This window comes from Streptomyces sp. SL06, from assembly GCF_058244745.1.
The window spans coordinates 3,145,077-3,169,321 of sequence record NZ_JBSYOT010000002.1; the positions used below are offsets into that span (position 1 = coordinate 3,145,077).

Consider the following 24,245-nt stretch of genomic DNA (forward strand, 5'->3'; position numbering starts at 1 on the left):
CATGGATACCGTCGTCCACACGCCCTCCGACCTCGCCGCGCCCCTCGTCCGCAGACTCTTCCGCGTCCCCGGCCGACCGCCCACCGGCCCCCGGCCGATCCCGGCCCTGACCACCTGGCGGGGTCCCGCGGACGACGTGCACCGCACCGCCGCCGACCTGGTGCACCTCGCCGCCGAGCGGCACACCGCGCCCACCGCCGAACTGACCCCGGTCGTCGACGTGCTGGCCCGCACCCTGCTCGCGATCGCCGAGGTCGACGTCACCGACGCCGACGCGGTGCGGCTCGGGCCGCAGGACTACGCGCGGCGGCTGCGGGGCGCGGTGCAGGGCGCGGACCGCGAACTGTCGCCGGACGCCGCCTGGTTCCACGACGCGCTGCTGGTCTCCGTGTGCCTGCACGTGCTGCACCATCTGGTGCGGCGCTCCCCCTACCTCCAGCGCCAACTGCCGGGCCGGGCCAGCCGGATCGCCCAGCTGGTGGACCTCGGCGACGCGGAGGCGGCGGCCCGGCAGCCCGAACGGTCCGCCGAGGACGCGGCGTTCGAGGCCGAGTACGCCCAGTGGGTGGCCCGGCGGCACGGCTGGCTGACCATCGTCGGCGTGGACTTCCCCAACGCGCCCGACCGTTGGCCGCTGGAGGAGACCTACCTCAGCCTGGAGGCGGAGGAGCGCAGCGGGGGCGTGGGCGGCGCCGAGGACGAGCAGCGCACCGTACTGCTCGCGGACCGCGCCCTGGAGGACCACGAGCGGGTACTGCTGCGCGGCGGCGCGGGCTCCGGCAAGACGACCCTGGTCCAGTGGCTCGCCGTGGCCGCCGCCCGGGAGGGCTCCCGGGTCCCCTTCGTGCTCCCGGTACGCCGCTTCGCCCGGGAGGGCTTTCCGGCACCCGACGACCTGCTGCACGCGGTCCGGCACCCGCTCGCCGACCGGGCGCCGGAGGGGTGGGTGGTGCGCACGCTGCTCGCGGGCCGCGCCCTGCTGCTGGTCGACGGCGTCGACGAGGCGCCGGAGAAGACGCGCGGCGAACTGCGCGACCGGCTGCGCCGGCTGCTGCGCGTCTTCTCCGGCAACGGCTGCCTGGTCACCTCCCGGCCCTCCGCGGTGTCCGACGGCTGGCTCTCGGGGGGCGGGCTGGCCGAGGAGGACTTCGTCGAGCTGTCCCTCGCGCCGATGTCGCGGGAGCAGGTGACGCGGTTCATCCGGGACTGGCACTCGGCGGCCCGGCTGGACGAGCAGAGCCGGTCGCGGGGGCCGCGCGAGCTGGGCGCGCTGGACGAGTACGAGCAACGGCTGCTGCACTCCGTACGGATCTACCGCGAACTGCGCCAGCTCGCCACCAACCCCCTGATGTGCGGCCTGATATGCGCTCTGAACCGGGACCGGGCCGGCTCCCTGCCCAGCGGCCGCAAGGAGCTGTACGACGCCGCCCTGGAGATGCTGCTCCAGCGCCGCGACCCCGAACGGGACGTGCTCTACGCCGACGACGTGCGGCTCCAGCAGAGCACCCGGGAACGGCTGTTGCAGAAGCTCGCCCACGCCATGCTGGAGGAGGACGCCTCCGAGCTGACCCGCGAGCGGGCGGTCGGCATACTGGACGCCGCGCTGCCCGCCATGCCCGCCGCCCGCGCGCAGGGGGACGGCGCGAAGATCTTCCGCCATCTGCTGCACCGCACCGGCCTGTTGCGCGAACGGTCGGGCGAGTCGGTCGACTTCGTCCACCGCACCTTCCAGGACTACCTGGCCGCCAAGGAGATCGTGGCGCGCGGCCGGTTCCCCACGCTGGTGGACCACGCCCACCAGTCCGAGTGGGAGGAGGTCATCCGCATGGCCGCCGCGCACGCCCGTCCCGAGGAGTGCGCCCAGTTCCTGGAGCGGCTGCTCGCGGCGGCGCCCGGACTGCGCCGCCCGCAGATCAACCACCGCCGGCTGATGGCCGCGGCCTGCCTGGACCACGTCACCGAACTCGACCCGTCCGTCCAGCGGCTCGTCCACGACCGTACGAAGAACCTGGTACGCCCCACCACCGAGCCGGCCGCCCGGGGGCTGGGCTGGGTGGGTCCCATCGTCCTCGAACTGCTGCCCGACCCGGGGCAGGTCCCGGACGACCGGCAGGCGCTGCTGCTCGCCATCACCGCCACTCGGGTCCAGGACGACGCGGCGATCGACTACCTGGTCCGCCTGCGGTCCCGCACCGCCCTGCCGGTCCGTACCGAACTCGCCCGTGGCTGGCGGCACTTCGACACCGAGCGATACGCCCAGGAGATCATCGCCCACCTGGACCCGGACGGCCTCTACTTCCCGGTCTCCGACGCGGCCGAACTGGCGGCGCTGCGCGAACTCGGCGGTCGTCCCCGCATCCAGGTGGCCGGTGTGATGCGCGCGGAGGAACTGCTCGCGGGTCTGATCCCCGGTCAGCTGACCCACCTCTGGCTCAACGCGGAGCTGCCCGACACGGATGTCTCCTGGCTCGCCGGCTTCCCCCGGCTGCGGGTGCTGCGGGTCAACCCGCGCCTGCCGCGGGTGCGGAACGTGCCGAACGGGGTGGAGATCACGGCGTGACGGCGGCGGTACCGAGCTGACTACTGCCCAGTAACCCAATCGTTGCCGTCCGGCCACTTGTTGGGGCAAGCATGCACGCGACAACTTTGGTGCCGTCAGGCATCCGCGCAGGCATGAGAGGACCTTGACCCCCCCCATGACCGAACAGACCGGACCGAGCAGGCGCCGTACCTGGACGTGTGCCCTCGGCACCGCCGCCGTCACCGCCGCGGCGCTCACGGCGACGCTCACGCCGGCCGCCGCCGCCCCGGCCGAGACACCGCGCACCGCCGTGACGGCGGCCCCAGCCGCGGCCGCGAACGTCGACTACGACACCTGGCAGCGGGACTGCCGGGCCGTGATGGACGGAGCGCTGCCGTATCTGAGGCAGCGGATCGCCGACGCCCGCCCCGGCGAGAAGCAGGCGATCGTCCTCGACATCGACAACACCGCTCTGGAGACCGACTTCGGCTTCCGCTACCCGCAGCCCGCCAACCGGCCGGTCCTGGAGGCCGCCGAGTATGCCCAGGAGCACGGTGTCGCCCTGTTCTTCGTGACCGCCCGGCCCGGCATCGTCGGGGCGCCCACCGAGTGGAACCTCGCCCACGCCGGCTACCGGTCCTCCGGCCTCTACGTCCGCGGCCTCCTCGACCTGTTCCGGAACGTCGCCGAGTACAAGACCGCACAGCGCGCCACGATCGAGTCCAACGGCTACACGATCATCGCGAACATCGGCAACAGCGCCACGGACCTGTCCGGCGGCCACGCCGAGAAGACCTTCAAACTCCCGGACTACGACGGTCAGTTGTCCTGACGCCGGACAGGCTCCCGTGGACGGCGGCCGACCACGGGGGTAGCGCATGGACCCGGCGGTACTCGGCGGGAAGTTGGCGTCCGGCCTGGTCGCCCCGCTGGTGAGGAAGCTGTTCGCGCCGGGCGGTCCGGGCGCCGGGCTGGTCGACCGGCCGGTGCGGCTGGACCGCCTGGTGTCCTTCCGGGGCGAGCGGCGCCATCTCGGCGGGGCGGAGGTGCTGAGGCTCGCCGAGCGGCTGGTGGGGGCCTGGTCCTCGCCGACGGCCTGGACGAGATCCCCGCCGCCGAACGGCACCGCACCCGCGACTGGCTCCTGGCCCTGATCCGCGCCTTCCCCGGCAACCGCCGGCTGCTCATCTCCCGCCCCACCGCCGTACGCCCCGACTGGCTGGCCGCCGAGGGCTTCCGGGACTGCCTCGATGCGGCAGTCGCCCTCCCCCAGGTCGTGGAGCCCCGTCTCGACGTACACCCGGTTCCAGGCCCTCTTCCCGGATGCCGACGTGCGTCTGCACACGGGCTGAAGAGGGCAGAGAAAAGGGCCGGCCCGGGACCGAAGTCCCGGGCCGGCCCTTTTCCGGGCTCACCCCGCAGGGCTACGCCTCCTTGCTCAGATTCGGGCCGGGGCCGCCGGCCGCCTGCTCGATCGGCGGAGCGTCGGGGAGGGCCGACTTCTCCTCACCCCGGAAGGTGAAGATCTTGGCCTCGCCCTCGCCCTCGGTGTCCACGACCACGATGTGACCGGGGCGCAGCTCGCCGAAGAGGATCTTCTCCGAGAGCGTGTCCTCGACCTCGCGCTGGATCGTGCGACGCAGCGGACGCGCGCCCAGCACCGGGTCGTAGCCCTTCTGGGACAGCAGCTCCTTGGCGGACGAGGACAGCTCGATGCCCATGTCCCGGTCCTTGAGGCGCTCGTCGACCTTGTCGATCATCAGGTCGACGATCCGCAGGATGTCCGCCTGGCTCAGCTGCGGGAAGACGACCACGTCGTCGACGCGGTTGAGGAACTCGGGCCGGAAGTGCTGCTTCAGCTCGTCCTGGACCTTGTTCTTCATGCGCTCGTAGTTGGTCTTCGTGTCACCCGCGGCGGCGAAGCCGAGGTTGAAGCCCTTGGAGATGTCCCGGGTGCCGAGGTTGGTCGTCATGATGATGACCGTGTTCTTGAAGTCCACGACCCGGCCCTGGGAGTCGGTCAGGCGACCGTCCTCCAGGATCTGCAGCAGCGAGTTGAAGATGTCCGGGTGGGCCTTCTCGACCTCGTCGAAGAGGACGACCGAGAACGGCTTGCGGCGCACCTTCTCCGTCAGCTGACCGCCCTCCTCGTAGCCCACGTAACCGGGGGGCGAACCGAAGAGACGGGAGACCGTGTGCTTCTCGCTGAACTCCGACATGTCGAGGGAGATCAGCGCGTCCTCGTCACCGAAGAGGAACTCCGCCAGCGCCTTGGACAGCTCGGTCTTACCGACACCGGAGGGACCGGCGAAGATGAACGAGCCACCCGGACGCTTCGGGTCCTTCAGGCCGGCACGGGTACGGCGGATCGCCTTGGACAGCGCCTTGACGGCGTCGACCTGGCCGATGACCCGCTTGTGGAGTTCGTCCTCCATGCGCAGCAGGCGGGACGACTCCTCCTCCGTGAGCTTGAAGACCGGGATGCCCGTCGCCGTGGCGAGAACCTCGGCGATCAGCTCGCCGTCGACCTCGGCGACAACGTCCATGTCGCCGGCCTTCCACTCCTTCTCGCGCTTGGCCTTGGCGGCCAGGAGCTGCTTCTCCTTGTCGCGCAGGGAGGCGGCCTTCTCGAAGTCCTGCGAGTCGATCGCGGACTCCTTGTCGCGGCGGACACCGGCGATCTTCTCGTCGAACTCGCGCAGGTCCGGCGGCGCGGTCATCCGGCGGATGCGCATCCGCGATCCGGCCTCGTCGATCAGGTCGATCGCCTTGTCCGGCAGGAAGCGGTCCGAGATGTAGCGGTCGGCGAGCGTCGCCGCCTGGACGAGGGCCTCGTCCGTGATGGAGACACGGTGGTGGGCCTCGTAGCGGTCCCGCAGGCCCTTGAGGATCTCGATGGTGTGCGGCAGCGAGGGCTCCGCGACCTGGATCGGCTGGAAGCGGCGCTCAAGGGCCGCGTCCTTCTCCAGGTGCTTGCGGTACTCGTCCAGCGTGGTGGCGCCGATGGTCTGCAGCTCGCCGCGGGCCAGCATCGGCTTAAGGATCGACGCGGCGTCGATGGCGCCCTCGGCGGCACCCGCACCGACCAGCGTGTGCAGCTCGTCGATGAACAGGATGATGTCGCCGCGGGTGCGGATCTCCTTGAGCACCTTCTTCAGGCGCTCCTCGAAGTCACCGCGGTAGCGGGAGCCGGCGACCAGCGCGCCGAGGTCCAGGGTGTAGAGGTGCTTGTCCTTGAGGGTCTCGGGCACCTCGCCCTTGACGATGGCCTGCGCGAGGCCCTCGACGACGGCGGTCTTGCCGACGCCGGGCTCACCGATCAGCACCGGGTTGTTCTTGGTGCGGCGGGACAGCACCTGCATGACCCGCTCGATCTCCTTCTCGCGCCCGATGACCGGGTCGAGCTTGGACTCACGAGCGGCCTGGGTGAGGTTCCGGCCGAACTGGTCGAGGACCAGGGACGTGGAGGGCGTGCCCTCCGCAGGACCGCCGGCGGTGGCGGTCTCCTTGCCCTGGTAACCGGAGAGCAGCTGGATGACCTGCTGCCGCACCCGGTTGAGGTCGGCGCCCAGCTTGACCAGGACCTGGGCGGCGACGCCCTCGCCCTCACGGATCAGGCCGAGCAGGATGTGCTCCGTGCCGATGTAGTTGTGGCCCAGCTGAAGGGCCTCGCGGAGCGACAGCTCCAGGACCTTCTTGGCACGGGGGGTGAAGGGGATGTGACCCGACGGGGCCTGCTGGCCCTGCCCGATGATCTCCTCCACCTGCTGGCGGACCGCCTCGAGCGAAATCCCGAGGCTCTCAAGGGCCTTGGCGGCGACACCCTCACCCTCGTGGATCAGGCCCAGGAGGATGTGCTCGGTGCCGATGTAGTTGTGGTTGAGCATCCGGGCTTCTTCCTGAGCCAGGACGACAACCCGCCGCGCGCGGTCGGTGAACCTCTCGAACATCGTTAATCGCTCCTCAGAGCGGTCAGGCAGTAAGGGGAACTTCCCCTCCCTGTCCTTCCGCAGCTTAGTCCCGCAAGCGGGGACCGCTCATTCCAACTGCCGACACCGTCGATGGCCTCCTGACCCCTGACGCCGACATCTGCCACAACCCGATGGTGCGAGACGATGTTCCCGCAGGCCAGGCACTTACCCCACTCGCCAGTACGCCGATGGCGAACGTAAGACGGCCGGATCTGCGTGTCGCCCCCTCCCACTAGGGATGTCTTACCCGCTGGGACCGACACTCCATGCCGCGCGCACCGATTCCCTCCGCTACGGGCGAACAACCTTGCGCCACGCCGCACCCCCGCGCGCTCCCATTTTCCGTACTGTGCGCATCCATCGCGCCACCCAGCGTAACTCTGGTGCGCTTTCGGCTGTTGCACTTGGCATGGTCGGCGCCCCGCCCTCGGTTCCCGTCGTTCCCCTCCCCCGTCGGCCGCCCGGTACGGACGGTACGGACGGTGCGTGGGAGCGGCTGCGGGGCTGGTACGAGAACGCGCTCGGCTGGCCGACGGCGCCCGGGACTCCGGTACGGCTGCGCACGGGCGTCCGCTTCGAACGTCCTGGACGTCCCGGCCGAGGCCGGTCACACGGCGCTGGAGCGGCTGGCCCGGCCCGAGCCGCCCCGCTTCCCGGTCGCCGTCCGGGGCGAGCGGATACTGCTGCTCGTGGCGGCGGGCGGCGCGCAGGAGCTGCCCGGACTGCTGGAGTGGCTGGAGTGGGGCTCGCTGCCGCTCGACCTGACGGCGGCCGGCGCGGGCGGCCTGCTGGACGCGCCCCTGACCGCGGAGCCCGGTTCGGCCGGGACACCGCCGCGTCCCCGGCGTCCCCCGGGGCACGACGGCCCGCGGGGTACCGCCGTATGGCTGCGGCCACCGCAGCCGGGGTGCGAGGTCGAGGCCTCGCTGCCGGCGCTGTCGGCCCTGGGGAGCGCCGGCACCGCCCCCGATCTCGCACGGCTGGTGCACACCCTGGCGACGCAGTGCCACCGGGTCCGGCTGCGCGCCGGCGCGGCCCGTGGCGGCGCGGGTCGGGTGGTCAGCCGTTGGCCTTCTCGTACGCCTCACGAATGATCGCGGGCACACGGCCGCGGTCGTTGACCTCGTAGCCGTTCTCCTTCGCCCAGGCGCGGATCGCCGCGGTGTCCTGGCTGCCGCCGGAAGAGGCGCGCGCCTTGCCGCGACCGCCCGAAGCACGGCCCCCGGTACGGCGGCCACCCTTCACGTAGGGCTCGAGAAGACCGCGGAGCTTGTCCGCATTGGCAGTGGTGAGATCGATCTCGTACGTCTTGCCGTCGAGCGCGAACGTCACGGTCTCGTCTGCCTCGCCGCCGTCGAGGTCATCGACAAGAAGGACCTGAACCTTCTGTGCCACCGGATTTCCTTTCATCGATAACTTCAGGGCCGGAGGTCCGCCGGCGTCCGCCGTATCGCCGCCCCTTGTTATATGCAGTACTGCAGTACGCCGGAAAGCAAACCGCTTTTGCCGGAAAAACACAAACCCTCGGCCGAGACCGGCAGCCGGTCTCCGGGCCGGAAACATGCGCGTATCGGACATAGGGCACCGTCGAACGGCCCGTCGTTGGAATAAACCTCGCGAAGGACTGCGGATGCCTGCCGCTGTCCGGGGATCACAGATGCAGAAGCATCCGGCTGTTGCCCAAGGTGTTCGGTTTCACCCGTTCGAGACCCAGGAACTCTGCTACGCCCTCGTCATAGGAACGCAGCAGCTCCGCGTAGACATCGGTGTCGACCGGCGTCTCCCCGATCTCCACGAAGCCGTGCTTGCCGAAGAAGTCCACTTCGAAGGTCAGGCAGAAAACCCGGCGAACACCGAGCCAGCGCGCGGTGTCCAGCAACTTCTCCAGCAGCCGATGTCCGACGCCCGCGCCCTTCAGGCCGGGCTTCACCGCGAGAGTCCGGACTTCCGCGAGGTCTTCCCACATCACGTGCAGGGCACCGCAGCCGACCACCTCGGCGTTGTCGTCCCGTTCCGCGACCCAGAACTCCTGGATGCTCTCGTAAAGCGTCACCATCGCTTTGTCGAGCAGGATACGGTCGCGGACGTACGTGTCGAGGAGCCGGCGTACGTCCGGGACATCCCTGGTACGGGCCCGCCGGACGGTGATGGCATTTGACATGTGGGGACGCTATCGCTCGCCGTGGTCCGGTACCGAGCCGGGGTTGGGCGCCGGGGTTTCCGGTCCCTGCGCGATGCGGATGGCGTCTCTGAGTGCCTGCCGCTGTTCCTCGCTCATCATGCCGAAGAAGGCGATGAGGGCGGCGGCGGGGTTGTCGCTCTGGGACCAGGCGTCGTTCATCAGCGCGGCGGCGTAGGCGGCGCGGGTGGAGACCGCCTCATATCGATAGGCCCGGCCTTCCGCCTCGCGGCGCACCCAGCCCTTCTGATGGAGATTGTCCAAAACGGTCATCACCGTGGTGTACGCGATCGACCGTTCCTGCCGCAGATCTTCCAGGACTTCTCGAACGGTCACGGGGCGGTTCCACTTCCACACCCGCGTCATGACCGCGTCTTCGAGTTCTCCCAATGGGCGAGGCACGCTCCGAACGATAGTGGGAGATACGGTTGATCGCGTGCCAGAGGGCCCGCTTGCTGGCAAACGGGCCCAAAAGGGGTGTACGGCTCGTTGTGGTGCCGGGGGTGTGGCGCCGCCGGGTCGGTCAGGCCTCCGGGTGCGGGGGCGTCTGGCGGGCGCCCTCCGCCCGCGCGAGGGCGGCGTCGACGGCCGCGTCCTCCTTGGCCTTGTTGGCGCCGCCCTGGGTCTTCACGATCACCCTGATCACACCGATGAAGAACACGGCCATGACGGCCGGGGGCACGAGCGCGGAGACGTATTCCATGCGCCCAGGGTAGCCAGGCCCCGTCAGCCGGCGGCGAGGTGGTGCCGGGAGCCGGGGGCGGGCGGGGCCGGCTTGCGGCGGGGGAAGACCTCGCCCGGGGTGGGGACCGGGCGCCTGGGGGCGGCGGGGGCGGGGCGCGGGGCCGGTTTCTGGGCCGGCTTCTGCGCGGGCTGCTTGTCGGGCTGCTGGCCGCCGGGAAGGGCGTGCAGGCGGGTGCGGGCGGCGGGGAGCGTGACCGTGACCGTCGTTCCCGTTGCCGTCGTTCCCGTCGTCGCCGTCGTGGGGCGCGCGGGTGCGCAGCGGGCCAGGAGGGCGGCCGCGGCGGGGTTGCCGCGCAGGGCGCCCAGGGCGGCGAGGTCGTCCGCGTCCGGGCGGTGCCCGGCACCCAGCGCCTCGTCCAGGAGTGCGAGGTAGCCGGTGGCGGTGCCGGGGAGGGCGGCGCGGTACCGGGCCAGGTCGGCCACCAGGAAGGCGCGCAGCCGGGCGCTCTCCCGCATCGCCTCGTCGAGCGACTCTGCCAGGCGGAGGCAGTCGTGGGCCTCCTCCGCCGAGACGGGGCTGGGGTTCAGGGCGAGGGCGAGGGCGCGCCGGAGCACACGCAGCTCCTGAGCACCGAACGCCATGCCGCCGCGGGATCCGTAGGGCGTGGGCATACCGCGACGATACGCGCTAATCAGACAAACTCGGCATAGCGGGTGGGTGTGGCGTGGGGGCTTACCCGTATGCCGGTGCCTCCGGCGGTTTCGCGCGGGTGCCGGGTGCCTGCGGCGGCCTGTGCGGGTTCGGTGGGGGTACGCGTAGCGCGTTCGGTTCGGTGGGGGGGTCGGGGGCGTGCCGGGGGGGGTGTCCGTCCTCGGAACGGCGCGGAATCGGTCACTTACGGAGGCGCGGGGCGCGGACGCGCCAACCGCTGCGGGCGAACACCCCCCCCGACCCACCCCCTCCTCGCCGTACGCGGCTGTCCGTCGCCCCGGGCCGCTCCCCACTCCCGCCGTACGCGGCTGCCGGTCCGTCGCCGCGCCCCCCGGCCCGCACCCACGCCGGGTGCCTCTGCGGCGCCGGACCGCTACATGCGGGAGATGTTGCGTTCGTAGACCAGGCGGAGCCCTATCAGGGTCAGCCACGGCTCGTGTTCGTCGATGACCGAGGACTCGCCCAGGACCATCGGCGCGAGCCCGCCCGTGGCGATGACCGTGACGTCGTCGGGGTCGGTGGCCAGTTCGCGGGCCATGCGGTGGACGACCCCGTCGACCTGGCCGGCGAATCCGTACACGATGCCGGACTGCATCGCCTCGACCGTGTTCTTGCCGATCACGCTCCGCGGACGGGCCACCTCGATCTTGCGGAGCTGCGCGCCCTTGACGCCGAGTGCCTCGACCGAGATCTCGATGCCGGGGGCGATGACCCCGCCGACGTACTCCCCGCGCGCGCTGACCGCGTCGAACGTCGTCGCCGTGCCGAAGTCCACGACGATCGCCGGACCGCCGTACAGCTGCACCGCGGCGACCGCGTTGATGATGCGGTCGGCGCCGACCTCCTTGGGGTGGTCGGTGAGGATCGGGACGCCGGTCTTGACGCCCGGTTCGACCAGGACCGCGGGTACGTCGCCGTAGTAGCGGCGGGTGACCTCGCGCAGTTCGTGCAGGACCGAGGGGACGGTGGCGCAGATGGCGATGCCGTCGATGCCGTCGCCCAGTTCCTCGCCGAGCAGCGGGTGCATGCCCATCAGGCCCTGGAGGAGGACCGCCAGTTCGTCGGCCGTGCGGCGCGAGTCGGTGGAGATGCGCCAGTGCTCGACGATGTCCTCGCCGTCGAAGAGGCCCAGGACGGTGTGTGTGTTGCCCACGTCGATCGTCAGCAGCATCGCTCTACTCCGCCGCTCGCAGGTCCAGGCCGATGTCCAGGATCGGGGAGCTGTGGGTGAGGGCGCCCACCGCCAGGTAGTCGACGCCCGTGCCGGCGTACGCCTTGGCGTTGGTGAGGCTCAGGCGGCCCGAGGCCTCCAGCGCGGCGCGGCCGGCGACCAGGGCGACCGCCTCCTCGCACTCGGACGGGGTGAAGTTGTCCAGGAGGATCAGGTCGGCGCCCGCGTCCAGGACCTCGCGGAGCTGGTGCAGGGTGTCGACCTCGACCTCGATGGGCACGTCCGGGAAGCGTTCCCGGACGGCCTCGAAGGCCTGCGCGACGCCGCCCGCGGCCACCACGTGGTTGTCCTTGACCAGGGCCGCGTCCGAGAGGGACATACGGTGGTTGACGCCGCCGCCGCAGCGGACCGCGAACTTCTCCAGGGCGCGCAGACCTGGCGTCGTCTTGCGGGTGTCGCGGACCTTGGCCTTCGTGCCGTCCACGACGTCCACCCACGCGCGCGTGGCGGTCGCGATGCCGGACAGGCGGCACAGCAGGTTCAGCGCGCTGCGCTCCGCGGTCAGGATGTCGCGGGTGCGGGTGGTGACGGACAGGAGCTTCTGGCCGGCTTCCACGCGGTCGCCGTCCTCGACATGCCGCTCCACCTCGAACTCGTCCGCGCAGACGATCGACATGACCGCCTCGGCGACCCGGAGACCCGCCACCACGCCCCCCTCGCGCGCGGTGAAGTCGGCGGTGGCCACGGCGTCCTCGGGGATGGTGGCGACGGTCGTCACGTCCTCGCCGCCCGCCAGGTCCTCCTGGACGGCGACGTTCGCGATGTCCTCGACCTCCACCGGGTCGAGGCCCGAGTCGAGCAGGAGTGCCGCGAGCGCGGGGTCGAGGCCGCACTCCATGTAGGTCTCTTCGTCGGTCTCCGCGCCACAGGCGCAGCCGTCGCCGCAGCCTCCGGCGGAGGCGAGGGGAAGGTCGGGGGAGTTCACTGCTGTCACTGCTCCTGGGGACGCTGCGTCGGCTGAGGACTGGGGCTCGTCGGGGGAAAATCCGGGGTGTCCGAGGTGTGCACGGCGAGGGAACGGTCCGGGTTCAGGCGTACGACGATGTGGCGGCGCCATGCCGTGTCGTCCCGGTCCGCGTGGTCCTCGCGCCAGTGGCAGCCCCGAGTCTCCTCGCGCCGCGCCGCCGCGGCCACCAGGACGCGGGCCACGCACAGGAGGTTGGTGGCCTCCCAGGCGTCGACGCCGGGCTCGGCCGTCTTGCCGTGCTCGTGCAGGGCGTCGCGGGCCTCCGTGTGCAGGCGGTGGAGCCGGTCGGCGGCCCGGGTGAGGGAGTCGGCCGAGCGCAGGACGCCGGCGCCCTCGGTCATGATCCGCTGGACCGTGAGGCGGGCCTCGGGCGGGAGGAGGGGGTACGCCGGCTTCTCCGGGTGCTCCAGAGGTGCGGGCACGCGCGCGTGGAGGGTGCCGTCCGCGTGGCTCGCCGCGATGTCGGCCGCGATGCGTTCGGCGTAGACGAGGCCTTCGAGGAGCGAGTTGGAGGCCAGGCGGTTGGCGCCGTGCACGCCTGTGCAGGCCACCTCGCCGCACGCGTACAGCCCGGGGACCGTGGTGCGGCCGCGGGCGTCGGTGCGCACGCCCCCGGAGGCGTAGTGGGCGGCCGGGGCGACCGGGACCGGCTCGGTGACCGGGTCGATGCCGTGCGCGCGGCAGGCGGCGAGGATGGTCGGGAAGCGGTGCGCCCACATGTCGGCGCCGAAGTGCCGGGCGTCCAGGTACATGTGCTCGGCGCCCTGCTCCTGCATGCGGCGCGTGATCCCCTTGGCGACGATGTCCCGGGGCGCCAGTTCGGCCAGCTCGTGCCGGCCCACCATGAAGCGCACGCCGTCCGCGTCCACCAGGTGGGCGCCCTCGCCGCGTACCGCCTCCGAGACCAGGGGCTGCTGGCCCTCGGCGTCCGGGCCCAGGAAGAGGACGGTGGGGTGGAACTGGACGAACTCCAGGTCGCTCACCTCTGCGCCCGCGCGCAGGGCGAGTGCCACGCCGTCGCCCGTGGAGACGGCCGGGTTGGTCGTCGCCGAGAAGACCTGGCCCATGCCGCCGGTCGCCAGGACGACGGCCGGCGCGTGGACCGCGCCCACGCCGTCGTGCTGGCCCTCGCCCATGACGTGCAGGGTGACACCGGCGGTGCGGCCCTCGGCGTCGGTGAGGAGGTCGAGGACGAGGGCGTTCTCGACGGTGCGCACTCCACGCGCGCGTACCGCCTCGACCAGGGCGCGGGAGATCTCCGCGCCCGTGGCGTCGCCGCCGGCGTGGGCGATGCGGCGGCGGTGGTGGCCGCCCTCGCGGGTGAGTTCCAGGCCGCCCTCGGCGGACTCGTCGAAGTGCGCGCCGGTGGCGATGAGCCGTCGTACGGCGTCGGGGCCCTCGGTGACCAGGATGCGGACCGCTTCCTCGTCGCACAGGCCCGCGCCGGCGACCAGGGTGTCGTCCAGGTGCTGTTCGGGGGTGTCGCCCTCGCCGAGGGCCGCGGCGATGCCGCCCTGCGCCCAGCGGGTGGAGCCGTCGTCGAGGCGGGCCTTGGTGACGACGACCGTCGTCAGGCCGGCCGCCTCGCAGCGCAGGGCGGCGGTGAGACCGGCGACGCCGGAGCCGACGACCACCACGTCCGCGGCGAGGGCCCAGCCGGGCGCGGGGGCGTGCAGTCGTATGCCTGTGCTGGTCACGAGGCGGCTCCGAAGGTGAGGGGGATGTTGTCGATCAACCGGGTCGCGCCGACCCGGGCGGCGACGGCGAGCACGGCCTCGCCGGTGTGGTCGTCGCCGATCTCGGTGAAGTCGGCCGGGTCGACCAGGGCGAGGTAGTCCAGCTCCAGCGGCGGATCGGCGCGCGCCGCGTCGTCCAGCACCAGGCGCGCGGCGGCCCTCACCGCCGTGGCGCTGCCCGGGGCGGACGTGGCGACGGCGTGGGCGTCGGCCGCCGCGCGGGACTCGCCGAGGGCGCTGAGCGCCTCGGCCCGCGCCCGGGTGGCGGGCACCTCTCGGGCCCGCGCGCACAGTGCCTCCTGCGCGGCATGCCGGTCCAGGCCGGCGAACAGCGCCTGGGAGAGCGCGAGGGCGGTACGGCGTTCCCGGGCCGAGAGGAAGCGGTTGCGGCTGGACAGGGCCAGGCCGTCCGCCTCGCGCACGGTGGGTACGCCGACGATCTCCACGCCGAAGTTCAGGTCGCGGACCATACGGCGGATCAGGGCGAGTTGCTGGGCGTCCTTCTGGCCGTAGAGGGCGAGGTCGGGGCGGGTGAGGTGGAGCAGCTTGGCGACGACGGTGAGCATGCCGTCGAAGTGGCCGGGGCGGGAGGCGCCCTCCAGGCGTTCGCCCATGGGGCCCGCCGTGACGCGCACCTGGGGTTCGCCGCCCGGGTAGACCTCGTCGACGGAGGGCGCGAAGACGGCGTCGGCGCCCGCCTGCCCGGCGACCTTCAGGTCGGTGTCCAGGGTGCGCGGGTAGCGGTCGAGGTCCTCGCCTGCGCCGAACTGCAGCGGGTTGACGAAGACGGTCGCGACGACCTCACCGTCCGGGCCGACGATCCCCCGCGCCGTGCGGATCAGGCTGGCGTGCCCCTCGTGCAGAGCACCCATCGTCATCACAACGGCCCGCCGCCCACGCCCCACGCGCGCGTGCAACTCATCGGCGGTGCGCAGGAGGACGGGGAGGGATGGGGTGACGGTCATCATCGAGCATCTCCGTCGGGGGCGTCGGGGGTGGCGGGGCCGTCGGGGGTGGCGGGTTCATCGGGGGCGGTGCCGTCGGGGCCGCCGGTGTCCGTGACCCGATCGCTCTCCCCGGGACCCGCGACATCCCGGGGGCCGACGGCTCCGGCGGGACCGGTGGCCCCGGTAGGCCCAGCAGTTCCGCGAGGGCCTGTGGGTCCTCCGGAGTCGCCGGTGCCCGTGGCCCGATCGCTGTCCTCGGGGCCAGCAGGACCGCCACGGCCGCCGGTCCCGCCGGAGCCGTCGGTGTCCGGGGTGTCGTCGGGGTCCTCCGGGGCGGCGGATCCCTCGGGGCCTGGGATGTCGCGGGCACCGAGGGTGTCCGCGGCCCTCGTGCGGGCCCCCGTGTCGGTTTCGGCGGCGAGTGCGACCAAGAGGTTCTCGGCGAGGTCGGGCTTGAGCAGGCCGTGGGACAGGGCCCGGTCGGCGGTCGCGCGGGCCATTGCCAGGTAGCCGGCGACGGACTGCGGGGCGTGCTCGCGCAGTTCCGCGATGTGCGCGGCGACGGTGCCCGCGTCCCCGCGCGCGACGGGGCCGGTGAGGGCCGCGTCGCCGGAGCGCAGGGCGTTGTCGAGGGAGGCGCCGAGGAGCGGGCCGAGCATCCGGTCGGGGGCCTCGACACCGGCCGTGCGCAGCAGCTCCATGGCCTGGGCGACCAGCGTGATCAGGTGGTTGGAGCCCAGGGCCAGCGCCGCGTGGTACAGCGGACGCCTGTCCTCGGCGATCCACTCCGGTTCGCCGCCCATCTCGATGACCAGGGCCTCGGCGGCCAGCCGCAGTTCCTCGGGCGAGGTGACGCCGAAGGAGCAGCCGGCCAGGCGCTGGACGTCCACGGGCGTGCCGGTGAAGGTCATCGCCGGGTGCAGGGCCAGCGGCAGGGCGCCGGCCCGCAGCGCGGGGTCCAGGACCTTCGCGCCGTACCGTCCGGAGGTGTGCACGAGCAGTTGGCCCGGCCGCACCGCCCCGGTCTCGGCGAGCCCGGTCACCAGGCCGGGCAGGGCGTCGTCGGGGACGGTCAGCAGGACCAGCTCGGCGCGTCGCAGCACCTCGGCGGGCGCCACGAGCGGCACGCCGGGGAGCAGCGCGGCGGCCCGCCGCCGGGAGGCGTCGGAGACCCCCGAGACGGCCACCGGACGGTGCCCGGCGAGCTGGAGGGACGCGGCCAGCGCGGGGCCCACGCGTCCGGCGCCGACAACACCCACGGTGAGCCGCGCGGGGCGGTCCCTGGGGTCTGGCTGTGAGGTTGTGTTCACGCGACGACGGCCTTCCCGTTCCAGTCCGCTCGGGGTACCGGACGATTTCTCGTCATGTTAACGCGATTGGTCCGAGGGGCGTCCGGCTGTCCACAGGCTGTGGGTACCGTGCGGCGCCGGAGCACACGCGCGGAAAAACCCGGATGCCCTCCGCGACACCCGCACGGCATGATCCGCACATGAGCGATACGGCGGGACAGGCGGAGCAGCCGGAACCGGACGGGCGGCCGGCCGGGGACGCGGCGGAGTCGGCGCAGGAGCGGCACCGCCGGCTGCGTCGGCGACGCGTGGCCGTACACCGCGGCGCACGGCGCCTGCTCGCGCACCCGGCTCACCTCACCACCCTGCGCGAGCGCGTCGCCCTGCTGGACGGGGCGGCCGACCTGTACGACCTCGACGAACCGTCCGACGTGTACGGAAACGGCATCGTGGAGGCCCTGGAGGAGAAGGTCGCCGCCCTGCTCGGCACCGAGGCCGCCGCCTTCTTCCCGACCGGCACGATGGCCCAGCAGGTGGCCCTGCGCTGCTGGGCGGGCCGCACCGGCGACCCGGCCGTCGCCCTGCACGGACTCGGCCACCCCGTGACGCACGAGCGCGACGCCTTCGGCCGGGTCGGCGGGCTGCGCCCGGTACGGCTGACCGGCGAACCCCGGCCGCCGACCGCCGACGAGGTGCGCGGCTTCGAGGAGCCGTTCGGGGCGCTGATGCTGGAGCTGCCGCTCAGGGACGCCGGCTTTCTGCTGCCCACCTGGGAGGAACTCACCGAGGTCGTGGAGGCGGCACGGGAGCGCGACGCGGTGGTCCACTTCGACGGGGCCCGTCTGTGGGAGTGCACCGTCCACTTCGGCCACCCCCTGGCCGAGATCGCGGGCCTCGCGGACAGCGTCTACGTCTCGTTCTACAAGTCCCTCAAGGGCTACGGCGGCGCCGCCCTGGCCGGCCCCCGGACGCTGATCGAGGAGGCCAGGGCCTGGCGGCACCGGTACGGCGGCCTGGTGTTCCAGCAGTTCCCCACCGTGCTGTCGGCGCTGGCCGGCCTGGAGCGCGAGCTGCCCCGGCTGCCGGAGTACGTCGCCCACGCGCGCGTGGTGGCCGCCGCGCTGCGCGAGGGCTTCGCGGCGGCCGGGCTGCCCTGGGCGCGGGTGCACCCGGAGGTGCCGCACACCCACGAGTTCCAGGTCTGGCTGCCCTGCGACCCCGACGCCGCGGGCGAGGCCGCGCTCCGGCAGGGCGAGGAGACCGGGACGGTGCTCTTCTGCCGCCCGTGGGGCACCGGCGGCCCCGGAATCGCCGTCACCGAGGTCGGGGTGGAGGCGCCGGGCCTGGAGTGGACGGCGGACGACGTACGGGCGGCGGTCGCCGATTTCGCCGCCAGGCTGCCGGGCTGACCGGCCGCGCACCGGCCGCCGGGGTCAGCCGAGGCCGCGCGCCCGCCACCGGCGCAGGGCCCGCCGTACCCGGCCGTGCGCCGGGCGGGCGGCGAGAGCGGCCTGGAGCCGGCGCCGGTCGCGCCACTCGCGGACGACCTGCCAGTCGTGGGCGCCGGGCGCGGGCGGCGCCGGCTCGCCGAGCCGCCGGGTGCGGTAGGTGTCGAGGAGGTACTGCTGCGTGATGCTCATGCGGATCGCCTTCTCGGGGGAGACGCGGGCGGGGAGACGTAGGAGTGGGAACGGGCTCCGCGGCGGCCCGGCGGGTTCCAGACTGCTGCGGTACGACCGCGCGGTCGCGCCGATTGACGGCGGTGGTCAATCGGCGGCGGCGTTGTCGGTGGTGGCGTGCACCATGGGGTCATGAGCGTGCGCATCGACATCGCGGGGCTGCGGCCGGAGCGGGTCGCCGTCGTGCCCTCGCCCCTGGCCGAGCTGGGCATGGCGCTGCACGCGCTGTCCGAGCCGGGGCACCATCCGGGGCTGCAGGGCTGGGCGACGGGCGTGACCGCCCGGCTCGACCCGCATCTGGCCGACCGGATGTGCGACGCCGACTTCCTGTGGCGCACGACCTTCTCGGACCTGTTCATGCCGTTCGCGGGCGTGCCGGGCCGCAGCACGCTGCCCGGCGCCACTCTCGCCGACGACCTGGACCTGCTCGACAAGCTGTCCGACGAGCAGTTCGTGGACGCGGCACTGGAGTTCACCTGCGCGCTGCCGTACAGCACCGGCGGGGTCTGCGCGCTCGTGGACCCCGAGGTGCGCCGGCGCGTGCTGGACCTGGCCGCCGCGCGCGGGCCGCGGCAACTGCGGTTCACCGAGCGGCTGCTGGCCGACCCGCCGTGGATCCGGAGCTGGCTGCGGCGGTTCGCGCACGACTGCGACGAGGCGTTCTTCGCGGAGGCCTGGTCCCGGCTGCGCCACCAGCTCGCCGCGGACGCCCGCCACAAGACGGACCTGCTGCGCCGCAGGGGTCTCGCCGAGGCGCTGGCCGCCGTGTCACCGGCGGTGGCGCTGGACGAGGGCGCCGCGCGGATCACGGTCGACAAGCTGGGCGAGGGCCGCTCGGCGACGGCGGACGGCGGCCTCCTGCTGGTCCCGACCAGCCTGGGCCGGCCGCACCTGATGGTCCTGCACCGGCACGACTGGCAGCCCGTGCTGCACTACCCGGTCGGCTCCCCCGAACCGGCCGCGCCGCCCTCGGTCGAGCAGCTCACGCTGCGGATGACGGCGCTGTCCCACCCGGTCCGGATGCGGATCTGCCGGTATCTGGCCCGCAGCGCGTACACCACGAGCGAGCTGTCGCAGGCGCACGGCATGACGGCCCCGGAGATATCCCGGCACCTGGGCGTGCTGAAGAAGGCGGGCCTGATCACCACCCGTCGCCGCGGGCGCTACGTACTGCACCAGCTGGACGTGACGGCGGTGGCCCGGCTGGGCAGCGACTTCCTGGAGGGAATCCTCCGGTAGCCGCCCCCGTGCGACCGGCCCCGACGGGCCCCGACCGGCCCCCGGCCGCCCCGGCGGGTCAGTCGGCCCTGATGTGCCGCAGGCCGACCCCCACCTGACGCAGCCGGGTGCGCAGCGCGCCCTCGTTGTTGGGCTTGAGGGTGAGTCCCGACAGGACGGCGATCCGGTCCGCGGTCTTCGGGACGGTCGTGTGGTCCGTCCACAGGTGCTCGGCGAACTCCGGCTCCGCCAGCCGCTCCAGGCAGTGGTCGAGCTGTCGTACGGCCCAGCTCTCGCGGCGCAGCCGGGACTCCTTCCCGCGGACGTACCGCAGGAGGTGGCCGAGACCGCGTTCGCGCAGCCGCCGCAGGACGGTGTCGCGTTCGGCGAGGAGGGCGAAGTGGCGTACGTCGTGGCCCAGTTCGCGCAGCCGGCCGACGGTCTCGGCGAAGTAGCGGGAGTCGGTGACCGTCATGGGCGCGATCACCACGCCGTCGTGCCGGGTGAGGGCCAGGTCCAGGACCTCCACGACACCCTGCCGCCAGGCGGCCAGGTCCTGGAAGTCTCCCCGCAGCTCGGGCGGCAGCATGCGGCGCAGGCCGAACCCCGCGTCCTCGGGATCGCAGATGACGCTGCCGGGCAGCCGGCGCCGTATCTCGTGCGCGGTCTGTGTCTTGCCGCCCCCGAAGGGGCCGTTGATCCACAGGAGCATGCGCAGACCCTACCGACGCGGGGCCCGTGCCGGGGCCGGGTCAGCCCGGTCCGCCGCCGGCCCGCACCAGCCCGGTCTCGTAGGCCAGCACCACCACCTGCACCCGGTCGCGCAGGCCCAGCTTGGTCAGGATGCGGCCCACGTGCGTCTTCACGGTCGCCTCCGACAGCACGAGCCGCGCCGCGATCTCGCCGTTGGACATGCCCTGCGCGACCAGTCCCATCACCTCGCGCTCCCGCTCGGTGAGCCGCCCGAGTTCGCTGTGCCGGGGCTCCTGGCCGGTGTCGGGCAGCATCGGCGCGAAGCGGTCCAGCAGCCGGCGGGTGGTCGAGGGGGCGACCACCGCGTCGCCGCTGTGCACGGAGCGGATCGCGGCGAGCAGCTCGCCGGGCGGCACGTCCTTGAGCATGAAGCCGGAGGCGCCCGCCTTCAGCGCCGAGAAGGCGTACTCGTCGAGGTCGAAGGTGGTCAGGATCAGCACCTTCGGCGCGTCCGGGTCCGCGCAGATCCGGCTGGTGGTCTCGACGCCGTCGAGCTTGGGCATGCGGACGTCCATCAGGACAACGTCCACGGCGGTGGAGCGCAGCACCTGGAGGGCCTCGACGCCGTCGCCCGCCTCCGCGACGACCTCCATGTCCGGCTGGGCCGCCAGCACCATCCGGAACCCGGTGCGCAGCAGCACCTGGTCGTCGACGAGCATTACGCGGATCGCCATCGGCCCTCTTCCGTTCTCCGGCAGTCCAGGTCTGCCGGGTTGTTCCGCCGGTTGTCCGCCGGAGGTCCCGCCGGATGTGACAGGTGTCAACGTCGTGCGTGCGTGCGAGCGCCGTCGTCAGTGTGCGGGCTTCAACGGCAGCAGCGCGCTGATGCGGAATCCTCCGCCCGGACGCGGGCCCGCGTCCAGGGTTCCGCCGACCATGCCGATGCGCTCGCGCATGCCGATCAGGCCGTGGCCCTGGCCGTCGAAGCCGCCCTCCTCGTACAGCTCGTGCGGGGCGCCCTTGCCGTCGTCCTCGATGAGCAGCCCGAGCCCGTCGTCGAAGTAGACCAGGCGCACGCTCGCGCCCGCGTTGGGGCCGCCGTGCTTGCGTGTGTTGGTCAGCGCCTCCTGCACGATGCGGTACGCGGTCAGCTCCACGCCGCTGGGCAGTTGCCGGGGGGTGCCCTCGACCTTGAAGTCGACGGGCAGCCCGGAGGTGCGGCACTGCGCGACGAGGTCCTCGATCTGCTGGACGTCGGGCTGCGGGACGTACTCGCCGGCCTCCTTGTGCTCGCCGGTGCGCAGCACGCCGAGCAGGCGGCGCATCTCCGCGAGCGCCTGGCGGCCGGTGGAGGAGATGGTCTCCAGGGCGTTCTTCGCCTGGTCGGGGGCCGCGTCCAGGACGTAGGCGGCGCCGTCGGCCTGGACCACCATGACGGAGACGTTGTGCGCGACGACATCGTGCAGCTCGCGTGCGATCCGGGCGCGCTCGGCGGCGACCGCGACCTTGGCCTGCGCCTCGCGCTCCTTCTCCAGCCGGGCGGCCCGCTCCTCCAGCTGCGCGAAGTAGGCGCGGCGGGTGCGGACGGAGTCGCCGAGCACCCAGGCGAGGGCGAAGGGCACGGCCTGGAAGACCGTCACGGCGATGACGGTCCCCAGGCCCAGTTCGCTGTCGGACCAGCGCAGCTGGGCGAGGGGCGACGCGCACAGGCCGGTGGCCAGCGCGGTCCGGGAGGCCCAGCGGGCGCCGGTCGCGGCCACGGTGTAGATGATCACCAGGAAGGCGAAGTCGGCGGGCATCGTCGAGACGTCGAGGACCAGTTGCCCCACGCCGAGTGCGACGGCGAGCAGCAGCATCTTCTCCGGCGTCCGCTGGCGCAGCGCGATCACGACGCTGAGCAGCACCACGAAGGGGAGGATCAGCGCCATGCGGTCCGTTCCGTCCACCCGCGTCCCCGGGTTCGCCGCGGACACCACGGAGAGACCGAGCACGACGAGGGCCCAGAAGGAGTCGACCCCGGTCGGGTGTCTGCGGAGGAAATCGTAGAGGCGCTGCACGTAACCCAGCGTAGGGAAGCGGAATAGGTGCAGGGGTCAACCGGAGGGCCGATCCGCGTCCCCCGCGCATACTCCGCAAGGTGGAGGCCCCGATCTTCTGTGCGCCTAGCCTGGGCCTGTGATGCCAGGGACGCCAGGGACAACAGGAACAACAGGGACGAGCGGGGCGGCAGAGGCGGATGGGGGCCGGCAGGGCTGGAGGGCGGCCATGCGGGAGGCCCTCTACGGACCGGCGGGGTTCTACCGCGGCGGGTCCGCGGGCCCGGCCGGTCACTTCCGCACGTCCGTGCACGCCTCGCCGCTGTTCGCCGGGGCCGTGGCCCGGCTGCTGTGCCGGGTCGACGCGGCGCTGGGGCGGCCCGCGCAGCTGGAATTCGTGGACATGGCGGCCGGACGGGGCGAACTGGCCAGTGGGGTGCTGGGCGCGCTGCCCGCCGACGTGGCCGCCCGCACGCGCGCGTACGCCGTCGAGGTCGCCGACCGCCCCGAGGGGCTGGACCGCCGGATCCAGTGGCTCGCCGAGCCGCCGGGCGGCGTCACCGGGCTGCTGTTCGCCAACGAGTGGCTGGACAACGTACCGGTGGAGGTGGCGGAAGTGGACCGCGCGGGCGTGGCGCGCAGGGTGCTCGTCCGCGCCGACGGGAGCGAGCGGCTCGGGGAGCCGGTGGCCGGGGCGGAGGCCGAGTGGCTGGCCCGGTGGTGGCCGCTGCCCGGCGAGGAGGGGCTGCGGGCCGAGATCGGGCTGACCCGCGACGACGCCTGGGCGTCCGCCGTTGCGGCGCTGGACGGCGGGCTCGCGGTGGCCGTCGACTACGCGCACACCGCGGCCGCCCGCCCGCCGTTCGGGACGCTCACCGGGTTCCGGGAGGGGCGGGAGAGACCGCCGGTGCCGGACGGGTCGTGCGACATCACCGCGCATGTGGCGCTGGACGCGTGCGCGGCGGCCCTCACCGCGAGGTGCGCGCCGCAGCGCACGCCCCACAATGCCCTTCTGCGCCCCCAGCGCGAGGCCCTGCGCGCCCTCGGTGTCACGGGCGCACGCCCCCCGCTCGCGCTGGCCGCCACGGACCCGGCGGCGTACGTGCGCGCTCTCGCGGGCGCCTCGCAGGCCGCCGAGCTGACCGCGCCGGGCGGGCTGGGCGACTTCGTGTGGCTGCTCCAGCCGGTGGGCTCGGTGGACGCCGCCGCGCTACTTGTCGATGTCCCCGACCACGAAGAACAGTGACCCCAGGATCGCCACCATGTCCGAGACCAGCGTCCCGGGCAGCAGCTCCGCGAGCGCCTGGATGTTGTTGTAGGAGGCCGAGCGCAGCTTGAGCCGGTACGGGGTCTTCTCGCCCTTGCTGACCAGGTAGTAGCCGTTGATGCCGAGCGGGTTCTCGGTCCACGCGTACGTGTGGCCCTCGGGCGCCTTCAGCACCTTCGGGAGCCGCTGGTTGACCGGACCCGGCGGCAGCTCGGCCAGGCGGTCCAGACAGGCGTCGGCGAGGTCGAGGGCGTTGTGCGTCTGCTCAAGGAGGACCTCGAAGCGGGCGAGACAGTCGCCCTCGGTCCGGGTGACGACCCGCAGGGTGTCCTGGAGTTCGCCGTAGGCGAGGTACGGCTCGTCGCGGCGCAGGTCGAAGTCGACGCCCGAGGCGCGCGCGATCGGACCGCTGACGCCGTAGGCGTGCACGGCCTCGGGGGACAGGGCGCCCACGCCCCGCGTACGCCCCCGGAAGATCTCGTTGCCGAGCACCAGGTCGTCGAAGACGCCCATGCGCGAGCGCACGGCGGCGACGGCGGCACGCGCGCGCGTGGCCCAGCCGGCCGGTAGATCCTCCTTGAGGCCGCCGACGCGGTTGAACATGTAGTGCATACGCCCGCCGGAGACCTCCTCCATGACGTTCTGGAGGACCTCCCGCTCCCGGAAGGCGTGGAAGACCGGCGTGATGCCGCCCAGCTCCAGCGGGTACGACCCCAGGAACATCAGGTGGTTGAGCACCCGGTTCAGCTCCGCCAGCAGCGTGCGCGTCCACACCGCGCGCGGGGGGACCTCCATGCCGAGCATCCGCTCGACGGCGAAGACCACGCCCAGCTCGTTGGAGAACGCCGACAGCCAGTCGTGGCGGTTGGCGAGCACGATGATCTGACGGTAGTCACGGGCTTCGAACAGCTTCTCCGCGCCGCGGTGCATATAGCCGATCACCGGCTCCGCGCTGGTGATGCGCTCGCCGTCCAGGACGAGCCGCAGCCGCAGCACACCGTGCGTGGACGGATGCTGGGGCCCGATGTTGAGCACCATGTCGGTGCTCTCCGCGGCACCGCCGATACCGACCGTGGTCTCCGTCGTGGGAGTCATGAACACAGTCTCCCCTACGT

The 24,245-nt window shown here is 72.9% G+C and carries 21 protein-coding genes and 2 pseudogenes; 7 read left to right on the forward strand and 16 right to left on the reverse strand.

Annotated elements, in window-relative coordinates:
• Window position 1: 1 nt before the first annotated feature.
• The 3 genes and pseudogenes from AC4IHM_RS14275 to AC4IHM_RS14285 all read left to right on the forward strand — a co-directional run.
• Complete coding sequence (locus AC4IHM_RS14275) at window positions 2-2,560, forward strand: NACHT domain-containing protein (RefSeq protein ID WP_490867420.1); 2,559 nt, start codon at window positions 2-4, stop codon at window positions 2,558-2,560.
• A gap of 136 nt (window positions 2,561-2,696) precedes the next feature.
• Window positions 2,697-3,353 (forward strand): HAD family acid phosphatase, encoded by a 657-nt coding sequence (locus AC4IHM_RS14280; RefSeq protein ID WP_490867421.1) that lies wholly within the window; start codon window positions 2,697-2,699, stop codon window positions 3,351-3,353.
• Between the two features lie 46 nt (window positions 3,354-3,399).
• Window positions 3,400-3,600, forward strand: a pseudogene (locus tag AC4IHM_RS14285) (NACHT N-terminal Helical domain 1-containing protein); the annotation flags it as partial.
• A 345-nt stretch (window positions 3,601-3,945) separates the two neighbouring features.
• Here the strand turns inward: AC4IHM_RS14285 and AC4IHM_RS14290 are convergent.
• The gene (locus AC4IHM_RS14290; protein ID WP_490867422.1) at window positions 3,946-6,471 is read right to left on the reverse strand and encodes an ATP-dependent Clp protease ATP-binding subunit; all 2,526 of its coding nucleotides are present in this window, start codon (window positions 6,469-6,471) and stop codon (window positions 3,946-3,948) included.
• 430 nt (window positions 6,472-6,901) lie between these two features.
• On the opposite strand from AC4IHM_RS14290, the pseudogene AC4IHM_RS14295 reads away from it, so the two are divergent.
• A pseudogene (locus tag AC4IHM_RS14295) lies at window positions 6,902-7,586 on the forward strand (SCO3374 family protein).
• On the opposite strand, the gene AC4IHM_RS14300 reads toward AC4IHM_RS14295, so the two are convergent.
• The 10 genes from AC4IHM_RS14300 to AC4IHM_RS14345 all read right to left on the reverse strand — a co-directional run bounded on the left by AC4IHM_RS14300 (window position 7,552) and on the right by AC4IHM_RS14345 (window position 16,258).
• Window positions 7,552-7,887 (reverse strand): histone-like nucleoid-structuring protein Lsr2, encoded by a 336-nt coding sequence (locus AC4IHM_RS14300; RefSeq protein WP_043371913.1) that lies wholly within the window; start codon window positions 7,885-7,887, stop codon window positions 7,552-7,554. The pseudogene AC4IHM_RS14295 and the gene AC4IHM_RS14300 sit on opposite strands and share 35 nt — an antisense overlap.
• A 256-nt stretch (window positions 7,888-8,143) precedes the next feature.
• Window positions 8,144-8,653, reverse strand: a complete 510-nt coding sequence (locus AC4IHM_RS14305; RefSeq protein ID WP_490867423.1) for an amino-acid N-acetyltransferase — start codon at window positions 8,651-8,653, stop codon at window positions 8,144-8,146.
• 9 nt (window positions 8,654-8,662) lie between these two features.
• On the reverse strand, window positions 8,663-9,037 hold the full coding sequence (locus AC4IHM_RS14310; protein WP_490870829.1) for a BlaI/MecI/CopY family transcriptional regulator: 375 nt from the start codon (window positions 9,035-9,037) through the stop codon (window positions 8,663-8,665).
• Between the two features lie 157 nt (window positions 9,038-9,194).
• Window positions 9,195-9,374, reverse strand: a complete 180-nt coding sequence (locus AC4IHM_RS14315) for a hypothetical protein (protein WP_490867424.1) — start codon at window positions 9,372-9,374, stop codon at window positions 9,195-9,197.
• A 23-nt stretch (window positions 9,375-9,397) separates the two neighbouring features.
• Window positions 9,398-10,027, reverse strand: coding sequence for a hypothetical protein (locus tag AC4IHM_RS14320; protein WP_490867425.1), 630 nt, complete (start codon window positions 10,025-10,027; stop codon window positions 9,398-9,400).
• Between the two features lie 413 nt (window positions 10,028-10,440).
• Complete coding sequence (locus AC4IHM_RS14325) at window positions 10,441-11,238, reverse strand: type III pantothenate kinase (RefSeq protein WP_490867426.1); 798 nt, start codon at window positions 11,236-11,238, stop codon at window positions 10,441-10,443.
• Window positions 11,239-11,242: 4 nt separating this feature from the next.
• Window positions 11,243-12,223 carry a carboxylating nicotinate-nucleotide diphosphorylase gene (gene nadC, locus AC4IHM_RS14330; protein ID WP_490870830.1) on the reverse strand — a complete coding sequence of 327 codons (981 nt, stop codon included), beginning with the start codon at window positions 12,221-12,223 and terminating at the stop codon, window positions 11,243-11,245.
• A gap of 5 nt (window positions 12,224-12,228) precedes the next feature.
• A complete protein-coding gene (locus tag AC4IHM_RS14335; RefSeq protein ID WP_490867427.1) occupies window positions 12,229-13,962 on the reverse strand; it encodes an L-aspartate oxidase in 1,734 nt (577 codons plus the stop codon).
• Window positions 13,959-14,966 carry a pantoate--beta-alanine ligase gene (panC, locus tag AC4IHM_RS14340; RefSeq protein WP_490867428.1) on the reverse strand — a complete coding sequence of 336 codons (1,008 nt, stop codon included), beginning with the start codon at window positions 14,964-14,966 and terminating at the stop codon, window positions 13,959-13,961. The genes AC4IHM_RS14335 and panC overlap by 4 nt, the downstream gene beginning before the upstream one ends.
• Window positions 14,966-16,258: a Rossmann-like and DUF2520 domain-containing protein gene (locus AC4IHM_RS14345; RefSeq protein ID WP_490867429.1), complete on the reverse strand. Its 1,293-nt coding sequence runs from the start codon at window positions 16,256-16,258 to the stop codon at window positions 14,966-14,968. Before AC4IHM_RS14345 ends, panC begins: the two co-directional genes overlap by 1 nt.
• A gap of 179 nt (window positions 16,259-16,437) precedes the next feature.
• On the opposite strand from AC4IHM_RS14345, the gene AC4IHM_RS14350 reads away from it, so the two are divergent.
• Window positions 16,438-17,646 (forward strand): threonine aldolase family protein, encoded by a 1,209-nt coding sequence (locus tag AC4IHM_RS14350; protein WP_490867430.1) that lies wholly within the window; start codon window positions 16,438-16,440, stop codon window positions 17,644-17,646.
• A 24-nt stretch (window positions 17,647-17,670) separates the two neighbouring features.
• On the opposite strand, the gene AC4IHM_RS14355 is transcribed toward AC4IHM_RS14350, so the two are convergent.
• Window positions 17,671-17,877, reverse strand: a complete 207-nt coding sequence (locus AC4IHM_RS14355) for a hypothetical protein (protein WP_490867431.1) — start codon at window positions 17,875-17,877, stop codon at window positions 17,671-17,673.
• Window positions 17,878-18,048: 171 nt separating this feature from the next.
• On the opposite strand from AC4IHM_RS14355, the gene AC4IHM_RS14360 reads away from it, so the two are divergent.
• A complete protein-coding gene (locus AC4IHM_RS14360) occupies window positions 18,049-19,155 on the forward strand; it encodes a DUF5937 family protein (RefSeq protein ID WP_490867432.1) in 1,107 nt (368 codons plus the stop codon).
• Window positions 19,156-19,213: 58 nt separating this feature from the next.
• Here AC4IHM_RS14360 and AC4IHM_RS14365 read toward each other — a convergent pair whose 3' ends face one another.
• The 3 genes from AC4IHM_RS14365 to AC4IHM_RS14375 form a co-directional block, all read right to left on the reverse strand.
• Window positions 19,214-19,846 (reverse strand): AAA family ATPase, encoded by a 633-nt coding sequence (locus AC4IHM_RS14365; RefSeq protein WP_490867433.1) that lies wholly within the window; start codon window positions 19,844-19,846, stop codon window positions 19,214-19,216.
• Between the two features lie 40 nt (window positions 19,847-19,886).
• Window positions 19,887-20,561: a response regulator gene (locus AC4IHM_RS14370; RefSeq protein ID WP_490867434.1), complete on the reverse strand. Its 675-nt coding sequence runs from the start codon at window positions 20,559-20,561 to the stop codon at window positions 19,887-19,889.
• 117 nt (window positions 20,562-20,678) lie between these two features.
• Window positions 20,679-21,884, reverse strand: coding sequence for a sensor histidine kinase (locus AC4IHM_RS14375; protein ID WP_490867435.1), 1,206 nt, complete (start codon window positions 21,882-21,884; stop codon window positions 20,679-20,681).
• Between the two features lie 121 nt (window positions 21,885-22,005).
• Between AC4IHM_RS14375 and AC4IHM_RS14380 the strand changes: the two genes are divergently transcribed.
• Entirely contained in the window at window positions 22,006-23,109 is a 1,104-nt protein-coding gene (locus AC4IHM_RS14380; protein ID WP_490867436.1) for an SAM-dependent methyltransferase, read from the forward strand.
• On the opposite strand, the gene AC4IHM_RS14385 is transcribed toward AC4IHM_RS14380, so the two are convergent.
• A complete protein-coding gene (locus AC4IHM_RS14385) occupies window positions 23,074-24,225 on the reverse strand; it encodes an NADH-quinone oxidoreductase subunit D (RefSeq protein WP_490867437.1) in 1,152 nt (383 codons plus the stop codon). The two genes, AC4IHM_RS14380 and AC4IHM_RS14385, sit on opposite strands and share 36 nt — an antisense overlap.
• Window positions 24,226-24,245: the final 20 nt, after the last annotated feature.

Coding starts and splice junctions, on each gene's coding strand:
- AC4IHM_RS14380 (WP_490867436.1), top strand. CDS start 22,006: ATGCCAGGGACGCCAGGGACAACAGGAACAACAGGGACGAGCGGGGCG.
- AC4IHM_RS14365 (WP_490867433.1), bottom strand. CDS start 19,846: ATGCTCCTGTGGATCAACGGCCCCTTCGGGGGCGGCAAGACACAGACC.
- AC4IHM_RS14325 (WP_490867426.1), bottom strand. CDS start 11,238: ATGCTGCTGACGATCGACGTGGGCAACACACACACCGTCCTGGGCCTC.
- AC4IHM_RS14350 (WP_490867430.1), top strand. CDS start 16,438: ATGAGCGATACGGCGGGACAGGCGGAGCAGCCGGAACCGGACGGGCGG.
- AC4IHM_RS14385 (WP_490867437.1), bottom strand. CDS start 24,225: ATGACTCCCACGACGGAGACCACGGTCGGTATCGGCGGTGCCGCGGAG.
- AC4IHM_RS14305 (WP_490867423.1), bottom strand. CDS start 8,653: ATGTCAAATGCCATCACCGTCCGGCGGGCCCGTACCAGGGATGTCCCG.
- AC4IHM_RS14360 (WP_490867432.1), top strand. CDS start 18,049: ATGAGCGTGCGCATCGACATCGCGGGGCTGCGGCCGGAGCGGGTCGCC.
- AC4IHM_RS14275 (WP_490867420.1), top strand. CDS start 2: ATGGATACCGTCGTCCACACGCCCTCCGACCTCGCCGCGCCCCTCGTC.
- AC4IHM_RS14370 (WP_490867434.1), bottom strand. CDS start 20,561: ATGGCGATCCGCGTAATGCTCGTCGACGACCAGGTGCTGCTGCGCACC.
- AC4IHM_RS14280 (WP_490867421.1), top strand. CDS start 2,697: ATGACCGAACAGACCGGACCGAGCAGGCGCCGTACCTGGACGTGTGCC.
- AC4IHM_RS14355 (WP_490867431.1), bottom strand. CDS start 17,877: ATGAGCATCACGCAGCAGTACCTCCTCGACACCTACCGCACCCGGCGG.
- AC4IHM_RS14320 (WP_490867425.1), bottom strand. CDS start 10,027: ATGCCCACGCCCTACGGATCCCGCGGCGGCATGGCGTTCGGTGCTCAG.
- AC4IHM_RS14315 (WP_490867424.1), bottom strand. CDS start 9,374: ATGGAATACGTCTCCGCGCTCGTGCCCCCGGCCGTCATGGCCGTGTTC.
- AC4IHM_RS14290 (WP_490867422.1), bottom strand. CDS start 6,471: ATGTTCGAGAGGTTCACCGACCGCGCGCGGCGGGTTGTCGTCCTGGCT.
- panC (WP_490867428.1), bottom strand. CDS start 14,966: ATGACCGTCACCCCATCCCTCCCCGTCCTCCTGCGCACCGCCGATGAG.
- AC4IHM_RS14310 (WP_490870829.1), bottom strand. CDS start 9,037: ATGACGCGGGTGTGGAAGTGGAACCGCCCCGTGACCGTTCGAGAAGTC.